We start from the raw sequence: 12,558 nt of genomic DNA on the forward strand, positions 1-12,558 counted from the left end.
TTGCGTCAGATCCGCGGCAGCTGTCCGGGCTGTGGTGCGACGCCGCTGCTGTATGAAGTCGCCCACGCCATGACGTTGGCGACGTAGGCCATCGAGTTGTTATAGCGCAGGATCGCCCGGGACTGCTGGGCGAGATCGTGCATGTTCAATCCGCCGTCGCAGAGGTACTTTCCTGCGGTCAGCGCCGCGTCGAAGAGGTTCTGCGGGTCGGCGATGCCATCACCGTTGCCGTCGGCGGCGTAATGCTTCCACGTCTCGGGCAGAAATTGCATCGGCCCGATGGCGCGGTCGTAGCCGGCCAGACCGTCCAGGGTGCCGCCGTCGGAATCGTGGATGACATTGTTGCCCGACAGGCTGCCGTCGAGCACCGGTCCGTAGACGGGTGTCAACGGGTTGCCGTCCGCATCGGCCTTGCCGCCGAAGGCATGGGTGGATTCGACGCGGCCGATTCCGGCGAGCAGGTACCAGGGCATCCCGCAGGCGGGATTCTCGGCGGCGAGGGTGTGTTCGGCGGATTGATACGCGGCGATCGCGACGCCGGGGACACCCAGCGGACCAGGTGTCATGGCGGCGGGTTGTCTACCATCCGGCAGCGCAACGGTTTTCACGACGGGAGGCGTAGCATGCGCCTGCCTGGCCATGGTGTGAGCGACGAAGTCGGCCGTCGCTGGTGGTTCGGCGACGGCCGCGGATCTGGGAACCTGGTCGTCTTGCTCGTCCCCCGGCAGGTGTTCCAAGACCGACGCCACGGTCTCATTGGCAATGCCCACATTGGACGCGGCAGCCACTGCCGCGAGCCCAGCGGGAACCAATCCTGTCAATGCGATAACAGAGCTGCGTCTTACGTTGGCAGCCGGTGGTTTTCGGTGACGCCCCACTGTGCGGTGACCCTCCAATTGACTCGATGACGAGCCCTTCGTGATGGACGAAGTCGAGGGTACCGCATTCGAGATCTTTTTGTTACTACTTCGTGATCTGCTTCGGGGTTTGGTCTCAGCCCTGTGGCGGCAGCGGGATCACGATGCCGAACGGCAACGTGATGCCCGGCTGTGGAGTTGTCGTCGGGGCGACGGCCGGGGCGGGTTCGGCAGGGCCCGACTCCGGTGTGCTGGCGACCTCCGGCTCCTCGGTCGGCTGGACCTGCTGTGTTTCGCCAGGCGATTGCGCGGGCGCCTGTTCGTTCGGAGCGGATTGCGCGGGCGCCTGTTCGTTCGGAGCGGCGCCCGGCTGTGTGCACGAGGCGGGTAGCTGTGGCGGCTTCGGGTGCTCGGGGTCGACCGGTTCGCCCGCAGCGTTCGGTTCGCCTGCCGTGCCGTAGGTCTGTCCCGGTGCGACCGGGGCAGGCGTCGGTTGGCCGGGGATCGGAATCTGGATCTGGATCGGGATCGACATCGGGATCGGGATCTGGATCGACATCGGGATCGGCGCCGCGACCACCGGCGGGTCGCACGGATTCACGGGCTTGGGCGGTGCCGGGCAGAAGATGCCGCACGGGATCGGCGGCAGCCCCGGGATGGTGATCATCACCTGGGTCGGCGCCGCCGGGGTGACGGTGGTCGACGCGGTCGGCGGGTGCTCGGCAGCCGTGGACGGCGCGACCGAATTGGCGGCCAGCATGTCCGGTCCCGCCTGGATCGGCGCGGTGCCCGGCGGAATCAAACCGGGGGAGATGCTCACCTGGCTCGGTGTGCCGCCGGTGCGGTAGGCCGCCGACCAGCTCAGCACATTGGCTGCGTAGGCCATCGAGTTGTTGTAGCGCAGCACCGAGCGCAGTTCCTGCGCCGGATCGCGCAGGTTCAAGCCGCCGGAGCAGAGATATTTGCCCGCGGCGAGTGCGGCGTCGAAAACGTTGTGCGGGTCGGCGACTCCGTCACCGTTGCCGTCGGCGGCGTACAGCCTCCAGGTGCCGGGTAGGAACTGCATCGGGCCGATGGCGCGCACCGCGCTGCCGTCGGCGGCCCTGATCACCTCGTTGCCGGGCAGAGTCCCGTCGAGTGCGGGCCCGAAAATGGGGGTGACAGTAGTGCCCGCGGCGTCGGTGCGCCCACTGCTTGCGTGCGCCGATTCGATCCGGCCGATGCCTGCGAGCAGGCTCCAGGACAGACCGCACCCGGGCATCGAGGATTCCAGGGCCAGTTCGGCATTGCGGTAGGCCGCGAGCACCATTTCCGGAATTCCGAGAGCGCCGCCCGTCCTGGGCAGCGCGATATCGTGCAGCGGAACGGAGCCCGCGAACATCGGCAATCCATCGGCGGACGGAGTCATTGCTCGAAGTTTGCGTGGTGCATCCGGAGTGACCGGAAGCAGACCGACTGTCCTGGACAATGGCGCATCGGCGGCTATGCCCGCCGCGCCGCTGCCCACCACAGGACCTCTGGACGTCGCGAGCAAAGCCTCCGGCGCCTTGGGCGGCGTGGTCGATTGGGTGGTGTGCGTTGCCGATCCAGCAGAGACAAGACCCGCGACCACGAGGGCCGACACGGTTATCGGAGCAGATATTCGCATTCGGCCACACCAATCCTCTACGTCGTGAGAGCATGCTTGTCCGGTGGGGCGCGGCCCGGGCGAAGGCCCGACTCGCGCATCCCCTGCCCGTCCGCTCGGGACAACGTGCTCCAGGTTACCCACCAGTCAGGTGAGTTGTTGAGCATTTCCGGTCAATCATGAGTTAGTGGCGGCCATTCCGGGCCCTGCGTCGGCTTTCGCCCGGAGCTTTTCTTGCGATTCGCCTTTGCGGGTTTTTCAGCCTGCGTGACTCGATCCGAAGACCCCGCAGCGGCTTCGATGCGATCGAGCACTTCACGCATTTCGTCCAACTCCCGACGCAGATAGTCGCGGGTGGCCACTTCACCGACCGCGATGCGTAATGCCGCGAGTTCGCGGGCGAGGAATTCGGTGTCGGCTTTGGTCTGTGCGGCGCGAGTTCGGTCCTCCTCCAACGACACTCGGTCGCGGTTGTCCTGCCGGTTCTGGGCAAGCAGGATCAGCGGCGCCGCGTAGGCGGCCTGGGTGGAGAACGCCAGATTGAGCAGGATGAACGGATACGGGTCCCAGCGCAGCGCGATCACGAACACGTTCAACGCAATCCAGACGATCACGAGGATGGTCTGGATCGCCAGGTATCGCCCGGTGCCGAGGAATCGGGCGACCCGCTCGCTGCTGCGCGCCAATGCCTCGGCGTCCCAATCGATGCGGAACCTGGATTCGACCGGCGTTTCGAGGCGTTGGCGCGCCGAACTCGGCCCGGCCCGGCCGCTCGTGGATTTATCACTCATGTCCGGGTACTCCCACGTGCGATTCTTCCTGGTCGCGCCAGTCTTCCGGCAGCAGGTGATCGAGGACATCGTCGACGCTCACCGCGCCGAGCAGATGATTCTGGGCGTCCACCACCGGCCCACAGACCAGGTTGTAGGTGGCGAAATAGCGCGTCACCGCACCGAGCGGGACATTGGGCCGCAGCGGGGCGAGGTCGGTGTCCAGGATGCCGCCGATCAGATGCGCGGGCGGTTCGCGCAGCAGTTGCTGAATGTGCACACAACCCAGGTAGCGGCCCGTCGGGGTGGCCGTCGGCGGGCGGACCACGAACACCATCGAGGCGAGTGCGGGCGTCAGGTCCGGATTGCGGACCCGGGCAAGCGCTTCGGCGACCGTGGTCGCCGGTGTCAGGATGATCGGCTTCGGTGTCATCAGACCGCCAGCGGTGTCGGGGGAGTGCTCCAGCAACCTACGCACCGGCTCGGACTCCTCCGGATCCATCAGCGCGAGCAGCGATTCGCGCTCCCCGGTGGACAGCTCACCGAGCAGGTCGGCAGCGTCGTCGGGGTCCATGGCCTCCAGCACGTCGGCGGCCCTGCGCACCTCCAGGTGTCCGAGTAGTTCGACCTGGTCGTCGTCGGGCATTTCCTGCACGACGTCGGCGAGCCGTTCGTCGTCGAGCGCCTCGGCGACCTCGATGCGCCGCTTCTCCGGAAGTTCCCGAAGCAAGTGTGCGACGTCGGCGGGTCGCATGCCCTCGAACTGGGCAAGCAATTGGGTGACGTCCTGGCCCGGCCTGCCGACCTCGTAGGGGGTCAGGCCGCTGACCTGCGTCCAATCCACCACGTGCACGGTGCGGCGGCGGCCGATACGCCGGTGCCCGCGCACCGCAACCCTGGTCACCACCCAGTCCCGTGTCCTGGTCTGCTCGATCCCGAGATCGGCGACGAAGACGTCGACCTCGGCGAGGTCGAGCAGACCAGGATCGTGCACGCGCACCGTGGAATCCACGATCTGGGCGATCGCGAGCAGTTCGCCGGGTCGCTGCGCGAATCGGCGCAGGCTGACCGTGCCGGTATTGAGCGTCACCACACCGGGCTCGATCGCGGTGACCCGCAGCATCGGCACGAAAATCCGCCGCCGGGTCGGCAATTCGACGACGAGGCCATGGATGCGCGGCTGTTGGCCGTCGTACCGGATGGCCACGACGACGTCGCGGATGCGGCCGATAGACTCGCCGTCCGGGCCGAGCACCACCAGGCCGGCCAGCCTGGCGACGTACACCCTGGTTGCTGCCATGGCTGCCAGGCTAGATGTTCGCGGGCGGGTGTACCCGCCACGCCACGATCGACGGGAGTGATCATGAAGCCGCGCCGTTCGGTGCTCGCCTGTCCGGGCAGTAACCCGAAAATGATCGAGAAGGCCAAGGGCCTGCCCGTGGACGAGGTGTTTCTCGATCTCGAGGACGCGGTCGCGCCGGTGGCCAAGGCCGCCGCCCGCGCGAATATCGTGGCGGCGCTGAACGAACCGGGCTGGGGTGCGCAGCTGCGGGTGGTGCGAGTCAACGACTGGACCACCGAATGGACCTACGCCGACGTCATCACCGTCGTCGAGGGGGCAGGCGCGGCGCTGGATGCGATCCTGCTGCCGAAGGTCACCGACGCCGGTCAGGTCAGGGCCCTCGATCTGCTGCTCACCCAGCTGGAGAAGGCCAGCGGACTCGAGGTCGGCCGCATCGGCATCGAACCGCAGATCGAAAATGCGTTGGGGCTGCGCAATATCGACGAGATCGCCACCGCGAGCGAGCGGGTGCAGACGCTGGTCTTCGGCCCCGCCGATTTCATGGCGAGCATCAACATGCGCACCCTGGTGGTCGGCGAACAGCCGGAGGGTTACGACACCGGTGACGCCTACCACCACATCCTGATGACCATCCTGCTCGCGGCCCGCGCGCACGGTCTGCAGGCGATCGATGGCCCGTACCTGCAGATCCGCGACGTCGATGGCTTCCGAAGGGCAGCGGCACGCACCGCGGCGCTCGGCTTCGACGGCAAATGGGTGCTGCATCCCGGTCAAATCGACGCCGCCAATGAGATTTTCAGCCCGCGTCAGACCGATTACGACCGCGCCGAGCAGATTTTGGACGCCTACGCCTTCCATACCTCCGCGGCGGGTGGAGCGCGTGGGGCGGTCATGCTCGGTGACGAGATGATCGATGAGGCGAGCGCGAAAATGGCGCAGGTGATCGCCGACAAGGGCCGGGCCGCGGGAATGCAGCGTTCGTCTCAATGACGGGCAGCGGGGTGTTTCACACCACCGAACGATCAGTCGGAATAGCACAATAGAGGTATGACGAATCCCATGGGGAACGCGAATCGCGCCCGGCAGGGTCTGCCGACGCCGCCGACCGGCTGGCCGGTGGGCTCGTACCCGACCTATGCCGAGGCGCAGAAGGCGGTCGATTTTCTGGCCGACGGGCAGTTCCCGGTACAGGACGTGACCATCGTCGGCGTCGATCTCATGCAGGTCGAGCGGGTCCTGTATCGACTGACCTGGGGCAAGGTCATCGGGGGCGGCGTCGTGTCCGGCGCGTGGCTCGGCCTGTTCCTCGGTCTGCTGCTGAGCCTGTTCACCACCAGCGGCGCGCTCGGCCCGCTGATCGTCGGTCTGGTCGGCGGCATCATCTTCGGTGTCATCTCGACCTCGATCCCGTACGCGGCGACCAGGGGCCAGCGCGATTTCGCCTCCACCATGCAGTTGGTGGCCGGCCGCTACGACGTGCTGTGCGACCCCAAGTCGGCCGAGCAGGCGCGCGACATGCTGGCGCGGCTGGCGATCTGATCGCATGGAGGTAGTGGATAAGGTCCGCACCGAGGTGCTGGACCATTTCGGTGTGGACACCGCGGGTGTGGATTCCGCGTCGGTGACGTTCCTCGGCTTGGAGCCCATCGAAATACTGCGGATTCCCGGCGATGATCTGGTGCATTACGTGACGTTGGGCGGATCGCGCCATCCGATGGGTGATCCGACCGACCTGCTCGCGGATCCGGTGCGCGGGCCGCGGGCCGAGTTGGTGCTCGCCCTGCGAGCCGGGTCGGGGACGAGTGCGGGCCTGGCCAAGACGCTCGGTGTGCTCGCCGCGACGCCCGTTGTGGAAGGTGTTGTGCTGCAGGCGGATGCGCTGCTCGACCTGGGTGAGCCGATGTGGCGGGATGCGCCGTTCACCGCGGTTCTGTTGGGCGAGAGCGACATTCCCGCGGTGGTGTTGCCCGAGCCCGCCGAGCCGGTCAGGTATCTGACGGTCGTTCCGGTGACCGCGACCGAGGCGGCGTGGGTGCGGGTGCGTGGTGCGCAAGCGTTGCGCGACGCGTGGGCCGAAGCCGGAATCGATGTGCACGATCCCGCACGAGGCGCTGCCACACTGTAGCTCTGGTCAGAGCCAGTTGTTGCGGTGGAAGTTGACGTACAGCCCGGCGCAGATACCGAGGGTGACCAGGAGCACCACCCAGAAGCCCCAGGTCGCTTCCAGCGCGGGCATATGGGTGAAGTTCATGCCATAGATGCCTGCAACCATCGTCGGTACCGCCGCGATGGCGACCCAGGCCGAAATCTTGCGCATATCCGTGTTCTGCTGCACGCCGATCTTGGCGAGGGCCGCGCTGACCAGTTCGCTCAAGGACTCGTCGAAGTCGGTGATGCGTTCGGAGACGGTGGTGTGGTGGTCGGCCACATCGCGCAGATAACGTCGAATCTCTTTGGGCAGCGGCAGATCCGGCTTGTGGCCGAGTAACTGGAGCGGGATCTGCAGCGGATTGACCGCGCGCCGCAGTTCGACGACCTCGCGCTTGAGCTGGTAGATCGATTCGATGGTGATGGCATTGCGCGGAGTGAAGACCGCCTCCTCCATCTCCTCGATATCGTTCTCGACCGAAAGGGCCACTTCGATGTAGGAATCCACCACATGGTCGGCGACCGCGTGCAGCACCGAACTCGGACCGAACATGAGCTGCTCGGGGTGATTCTCCAGTTCCTTTCGGACGCCGGCGAGTCCGGTGTGCTCACCGTGCCGAACGGTCACCGCGAAATTGGGTCCGGTGAAGACCATGATGTCGCCGGTTTCGACGATCTCGCTGATGCTGTGCATTTCGTGCTCGACGTAGCTGACGGTGCGCAGCACGAGGAACAGGGTGTCGTCGTAGCGTTCCAATTTCGGTCGTTGATGTGCTTTGACCGCGTCCTCGACGGCGAGCGGGTGCAGGTCGAAGGTGGCGGCGATATCGGCCATCTGGTGTTCGTCGGGTTCGTGCAGCCCGACCCACACGAACCCGTTGCCGCGATTGCGGACCTCGGCCATCGCATCGGCATGGCTGAACCGGCCGGGCAGCCGCTTGCCGTCGAGGTAGATCGCGCAGTCGACCACCGCACGTGCGGTGGGAACGGGAATACGGGGCAGCGGTGTATGCGCTCGACCCTGGCCGCGGAAGGACGGCAGCGGCGGAATGGATGGCACCGGTCGATGCTACGTCGCGTGCGGGGCCGCGACGAGCGCACTGTAAGACTGGAAGGCGTGCGCATCGACCTGCATACCCACTCGACCGCGTCCGACGGTACCGACAGCCCTGCCGAACTTGTTCGGAACGCCGCTGCCGCAGGCCTGGACGTCGTCGCGATCACCGACCACGACACCACCGCGGGGTGGTCCGAAGCGGTGGACGCGCTGCCGAAGGGCATGACGCTGGTGCGCGGCATGGAGATGTCGTGCATCGGTCTGGGTGAGGACGGCTGGCCCGTTCCTGTGCATCTGCTCGCGTACCTCTTCGACCCGGCCGATCGGTGTTTCGCCGACGAGCGGGAGCGGCTGCGTGCCGAACGTGTCGATCGGCTGCGCGCGATGGCCGAGCGTATGCGGGCCGACGGCCTACCCATCGATCCCGACGCGGTGCTGGCCTCGGCTGGTCCGTCGGCCGGACGGCCGCATCTGGCACGGGCGCTGGTCGAGGCGGGTGTGGTGCCGAGCGTCGACGCGGCCTTCATCGAATTGCTGGCGCCACACGGGCCGTATTACGCGGAAAAGGCCGACACGCCGTTGCGTCGCGCGGTCGAAATGATTGCCACCGCCGGTGGCGTGAGCGTGCTCGCGCATACGAGGGCGCGCAAGCGCGGACGGCTATTGGCGCTGGACGATATTCGAGAACTCGCCACGCTCGGTCTCGGCGGGCTCGAGATCGACCATCCCGACCATTCCACGGCCGACCGTGCGCTGCTCGGTGGGCTGGCCGCCGAACTCGGTCTGCTCACCACCGGCTCGTCGGACTACCACGGCGCGAACAAAACCATCCGGCTCGGTGAATTCACCACCGACTCAGCACAATTCGAGGAACTTGCGGGCAAAGCCACGGGAGTGCCGGTGATCGCCTCGTGAGACTGGTGCGCGGGCTGAGCGGTGTGGTGGCCGCCGGGACGTTTGTGCTCACGCTCGTTGTCATCGGCACTGCGATCATTGCTGCCAGGCGGGAGTTTCCCGGTCCGGGCGGTGTATCGGTGACCTGGCATCTGACCGCGTCCGTGACTGCCATTGCGGCACAGATTTTTTCGGACAGGCATCGGGGTTTTGCCGCTTTTTCCGGATCGATGGTTGTTTTTCTGGCTGCCGGATTATTGCTGTGGTCACAGTGGTGGAGCTGAATTTCCGGGAATGGTTGCGGCCGGGTGAATTGTGGTCGAACATTTCTCTTTGTGGGTGAAATCGAGACGGACGTACTGGTTCTGGGCGGCGGCCCCGCCGGCGCCTGGGCCGCCGTCTCGGCCGCAGCAACGGGAGCCCGCACCATGCTCGTCGACAAGGGACGCTGCGGCACCAGCGGTCCTACCGCCTTCGGGACGACCTCGCTGTGGAATATCCCGCCGGGACCGGCCAGGGACGAGGCGGTGCGGTACGCCTACGCGCATGGTGGTTACCTCGGCGACCCGGACTGGATGCATCGGGTGCTCGAGGAGACCCATCTGCGTGTCGAGCAGTTGGCGCAATGGGGGTATCGGTTTCCCGGCGAGGGCCGCAATGCCGGTGACCGTGGACTGACACCCGGCGAGCCGCGCGGCGGCGCGCCGGCGGAAAGACGAACCTCGCTGCGGGTGTGCCTGGACGGCGCGAGCTACCTGCGCCGGATGCGCCGCAGCCTGCTCGACGCCGGGGTCCGCATTCTCGATCACCATCCCGCGCTGCAACTGCTCGTCGATCGCGACGGTGTGGTATCCGGAGCCATCGGCGTCCAGCAGCACAATAGGTTTCGCAGTTGGACGGTCCGTGCGGGTGCGGTGGTGGTGGCCACCGGCGGCTGCGCCTTCCTGTCCGGCGGCGCGGGCACCGACGTCGACACCGGCGACGGACTGTTGTTGGCCGCCGAGGTGGGCGCGCAATTGTCCGGCATGGAGTTCTCCAGCGCCTACGGGCTGGAGCCGGTGCTGAACTCGGCGTTCACTTCCGGCTTCGCGCTGCACTTCGCCACGCTCTACGACGAATCCGGCGCGGCCATCACCGGTCATCGCGCTGCGGCCTTCGCGGCGATCGCCGACGGCCGCCGCGTGTACGCCGCACTCGAAGACGTGCCCTACGCCGTGCGGTGCAGGCTGTCGCAGCAAGGCGTGGTGGACAACACCAAGCGGGTCCCGTTGCGCGCGGTGCTCGAGGGCACCGTGCGGGGGACCGGCGGCCTCCGCATCGCCGGCGCCGACTGCGCGACCACGGTGGCCGGACTGTACGGCGCCGGTGACGTGACAACGCGGGAGCCGATCACCGGAGCGGTGAGCGGATTCGGTGGCCAGGGCGGCGCGTGGGCCATCGCCTCGGGTGTATGGGCGGGCGCAGGCGCTGCCTGCTTCGCGCGCGCCAGAGGCAGAGTTGGCCAGGCCCGCGCGGTGCCAGGAGCCGGGCTCAACCCGGAGGCGCGGATCGACCCGCGCGCGGTCGTCGGACTGGTGCAGGAACACACGCTGCCGCTGCGGCGCAGCTACTGGCGTAGCGCAGGCAGCCTGCGCGACAGCATCGGCGAACTCGACGGCATGTGGCCGGGCGCGGAATTCGGCCTCGGCGGCGCCGGTGCGGATCGACTGCGGGCCAGACAGGCGGCAGCACTGCTCGCGGTGGCGCGGTGGACCAAGTACAGCGCGCTGGCGCGCACCGAGAGCCGGGGCATGCATCGGCGCACCGACCACCCGGACGTCGCCGCTGATTGGCGCGTGCGATTGACCTCGGGCGGCCTCGACACGGTGTGGGTGCGCGCGGACGCCCGTCGGTCGGCGTCCGACGAATCGACTCCGACCGTGCCGGCGACGCCCGCGCGGCGGGAGCAGATCATCACACCGGACGAAGCATCGATCGTCAGGGAGGTGACGGCAGGCGTGCGCGCGGCGGTACCCGGCACGCGGGCGGCGACCCCGGTCGTGCCACCGTCGGTGGTGGCCGACCCCGACCTCACCGCAGGTGACCCGCTGCCCTTGTGACAGCTCACCGCCGCGCCACTGGGACGTGCGAGTTTCCCCTTACGTCGGGGTAATTCCGCCGACCTATCCTGGCTATATGGCGCTCGACCGGATTCCGACACACCGGTTTGGCAAGTCGTCGACCCGGCTGGCAGAATGTGTCGGATTCCCCGCCTATGCCACCGCCGGGTTCGGGAATAATGGAGATCTACGCCTCGCAACGCACCGTTGTGACCCGAAGATCTCTCCGCATGTTCTGTCCGGACCTACCCGTCCGGCTCCCGCTCTGCGGATCAGTGCCGCGCCACGTGATCGAGATATCGGCATCCCTTGCTTCTGTGTAAGCCGCCGCGATACGGACCGGTCAGCGCACTCGATGAGCGGTATGAGTCACCTATTACCTAAATACCCGGCGGTAACCGTTTCCCGGTTGTGCCCGACCCGAGCAGGAGTGAAATCGTGTCACCTGTGACTGACGCACCGAATGCCACTGCCAGCCTTTCTGAGATCACTCACGAAGAGATCTTCGCGGGTCACCTCGGCGGTAAGCTCTCGGTCGAACTCGCCGCGCCGCTGGAGACTCAGCGCGACCTTTCGATCGCCTACACCCCCGGCGTGGCTCAGGTCAGCCGCGCCATCGCAAACGATGAGGCGCTGGCCAAGCGCTACACCTGGACCGACCGGCTAGTGGTCGTGGTCAGCGACGGCACCGCGGTGCTCGGTCTCGGTGACATCGGCCCGCGCGCCTCGCTGCCGGTGATGGAGGGCAAGGCGGCGCTGTTCAAGAAGTTCGCCGGGCTCGACTCGATCCCGATCGTGCTGGACACCAAGGATTCCGACGAGATCGTCGAGACGATCATCCGGCTGCGCCCGAGCTTCGGTGCGGTGAACCTGGAAGACATCTCCGCCCCGCGCTGCTTCGAGATCGAGAAGCGGCTGATCGAGGCGCTCGACTGCCCGGTCATGCACGACGACCAGCACGGCACCGCCATCGTGGTGCTCGCCGCCCTCAACGGCGCGGCCAAGGTGCAGGGTCGCAGCATCGCGGGCCTGAAGGTCGTGGTGTCTGGCGCCGGTGCCGCGGGTGTCGCGTGCACGAACATCCTGCTCGCCGCGGGTGTGCAGGACGTGACCGTGCTCGACTCCAAGGGCATTGTGGGTCGGGACCGCAGCGACCTCAACGACGTGAAGGCCGAACTGGCCCAGCGCACCAACCCGCGCGGGCTGGCCGGTGGCGCCGCTGAGGCGCTGGCCGGCGCCGACGTGTTCCTCGGCCTGTCGGCCGGACTGATCGCCGAGGAGCTCATCGCTTCGATGGCGCCGGAGTCGATCGTGTTCGCCATGTCCAACCCGGATCCGGAGATCCACCCCGAGGTGGCTCGCAAGTACGCCTCGATCGTGGCCACCGGCCGCAGCGATTTCCCGAACCAGATCAACAACGTGCTCGCCTTCCCCGGTGTCTTCAAGGGCGCTCTCGACGCGGGTGCGCGCCGCATCACCGAGGGCATGAAGATCGCCGCCGCGGACGCCATCCTCAGCGTGGTCGCCGACGAACTGGGCCCGGAGAAGATCGTCCCGAGCCCGCTCGACCCGCGTGTGGCACCGGCAGTGGCCGAAGCCGTCGCCGCCGCCGCGCGCGCCGAGGGTGTCGCCTGATCCAGGTGTAGCCGAGACAGATACGAAGGCGCCCCGCTCATCTTGGGTTCATGCGGTCGTCGCAACACTCTCGATGTGAGAGGTTGCGGCGACCGTGTCGTTTTCGGAGGATCTGGCTCGGTTCGGTGATCCGCTGACCCGGCTGGTCGATGCCGGGGTTGCGGTGAA

Annotated in this window: 12 protein-coding genes; 7 read left to right on the top strand and 5 right to left on the bottom strand. The window is 67.2% G+C overall.

The features are described 5' to 3' along the window. Positions 1-5: 5 nt before the first annotated feature. The 4 genes from ACLMAL_RS07685 to ACLMAL_RS07700 form a co-directional block, all read right to left on the bottom strand. Positions 6-878, bottom strand: a complete 873-nt coding sequence (locus tag ACLMAL_RS07685) for a lytic transglycosylase domain-containing protein (protein ID WP_411998426.1) — start codon at positions 876-878, stop codon at positions 6-8. Between the two features lie 115 nt (positions 879-993). Then, a complete protein-coding gene (locus ACLMAL_RS07690; protein WP_411998427.1) occupies positions 994-2,505 on the bottom strand; it encodes a lytic murein transglycosylase in 1,512 nt (503 codons plus the stop codon). A 152-nt stretch (positions 2,506-2,657) separates the two neighbouring features. After that, positions 2,658-3,275 carry a DUF1003 domain-containing protein gene (locus tag ACLMAL_RS07695; RefSeq protein ID WP_328405649.1) on the bottom strand — a complete coding sequence of 206 codons (618 nt, stop codon included), beginning with the start codon at positions 3,273-3,275 and terminating at the stop codon, positions 2,658-2,660. Next, positions 3,268-4,554, bottom strand: coding sequence for a magnesium transporter MgtE N-terminal domain-containing protein (locus tag ACLMAL_RS07700; protein WP_411998428.1), 1,287 nt, complete (start codon positions 4,552-4,554; stop codon positions 3,268-3,270). Before ACLMAL_RS07700 ends, ACLMAL_RS07695 begins: the two co-directional genes overlap by 8 nt. Positions 4,555-4,617: 63 nt before the next feature. On the opposite strand from ACLMAL_RS07700, the gene ACLMAL_RS07705 reads away from it, so the two are divergent. The 3 genes from ACLMAL_RS07705 to ACLMAL_RS07715 are packed head-to-tail and all read left to right on the top strand — an operon-like array spanning position 4,618 to position 6,682. Next, on the top strand, positions 4,618-5,547 hold the full coding sequence (locus tag ACLMAL_RS07705; protein WP_328405645.1) for a CoA ester lyase: 930 nt from the start codon (positions 4,618-4,620) through the stop codon (positions 5,545-5,547). Between the two features lie 57 nt (positions 5,548-5,604). After that, positions 5,605-6,096 carry a general stress protein gene (locus tag ACLMAL_RS07710; RefSeq protein ID WP_328405643.1) on the top strand — a complete coding sequence of 164 codons (492 nt, stop codon included), beginning with the start codon at positions 5,605-5,607 and terminating at the stop codon, positions 6,094-6,096. 4 nt (positions 6,097-6,100) lie between these two features. After that, a complete protein-coding gene (locus ACLMAL_RS07715) occupies positions 6,101-6,682 on the top strand; it encodes a suppressor of fused domain protein (protein WP_411998429.1) in 582 nt (193 codons plus the stop codon). Positions 6,683-6,688: 6 nt separating this feature from the next. On the opposite strand, the gene ACLMAL_RS07720 is transcribed toward ACLMAL_RS07715, so the two are convergent. Further along, positions 6,689-7,765, bottom strand: coding sequence for a magnesium and cobalt transport protein CorA (locus ACLMAL_RS07720; RefSeq protein ID WP_411998430.1), 1,077 nt, complete (start codon positions 7,763-7,765; stop codon positions 6,689-6,691). A gap of 57 nt (positions 7,766-7,822) precedes the next feature. On the opposite strand from ACLMAL_RS07720, the gene ACLMAL_RS07725 reads away from it, so the two are divergent. The 4 genes from ACLMAL_RS07725 (at position 7,823) to ACLMAL_RS07740 (ending at position 12,390) form a co-directional block, all read left to right on the top strand. After that, entirely contained in the window at positions 7,823-8,677 is an 855-nt protein-coding gene (locus ACLMAL_RS07725) for a PHP domain-containing protein (RefSeq protein WP_411998431.1), read from the top strand. Then, a complete protein-coding gene (locus tag ACLMAL_RS07730) occupies positions 8,674-8,940 on the top strand; it encodes a hypothetical protein (RefSeq protein ID WP_328405635.1) in 267 nt (88 codons plus the stop codon). The genes ACLMAL_RS07725 and ACLMAL_RS07730 overlap by 4 nt, the downstream gene beginning before the upstream one ends. 51 nt (positions 8,941-8,991) lie before the next feature. Further along, positions 8,992-10,755 carry an FAD-dependent oxidoreductase gene (locus ACLMAL_RS07735; RefSeq protein ID WP_411998432.1) on the top strand — a complete coding sequence of 588 codons (1,764 nt, stop codon included), beginning with the start codon at positions 8,992-8,994 and terminating at the stop codon, positions 10,753-10,755. Between the two features lie 438 nt (positions 10,756-11,193). Beyond that, positions 11,194-12,390 (top strand): NADP-dependent malic enzyme, encoded by a 1,197-nt coding sequence (locus ACLMAL_RS07740; RefSeq protein ID WP_411998433.1) that lies wholly within the window; start codon positions 11,194-11,196, stop codon positions 12,388-12,390. Positions 12,391-12,558 lie beyond the last annotated feature (168 nt).

It is taken from the genome of Nocardia sp. CWNU-33, assembly GCF_046764895.1.
Taxonomy (GTDB): Bacteria; Actinomycetota; Actinomycetes; order Mycobacteriales; family Mycobacteriaceae; genus Nocardia.

Coding starts and splice junctions, on each gene's coding strand:
- ACLMAL_RS07690 (WP_411998427.1), bottom strand. CDS start 2,505: ATGCGAATATCTGCTCCGATAACCGTGTCGGCCCTCGTGGTCGCGGGT.
- ACLMAL_RS07695 (WP_328405649.1), bottom strand. CDS start 3,275: ATGAGTGATAAATCCACGAGCGGCCGGGCCGGGCCGAGTTCGGCGCGC.
- ACLMAL_RS07700 (WP_411998428.1), bottom strand. CDS start 4,554: ATGGCAGCAACCAGGGTGTACGTCGCCAGGCTGGCCGGCCTGGTGGTG.
- ACLMAL_RS07705 (WP_328405645.1), top strand. CDS start 4,618: ATGAAGCCGCGCCGTTCGGTGCTCGCCTGTCCGGGCAGTAACCCGAAA.
- ACLMAL_RS07710 (WP_328405643.1), top strand. CDS start 5,605: ATGACGAATCCCATGGGGAACGCGAATCGCGCCCGGCAGGGTCTGCCG.
- ACLMAL_RS07715 (WP_411998429.1), top strand. CDS start 6,101: ATGGAGGTAGTGGATAAGGTCCGCACCGAGGTGCTGGACCATTTCGGT.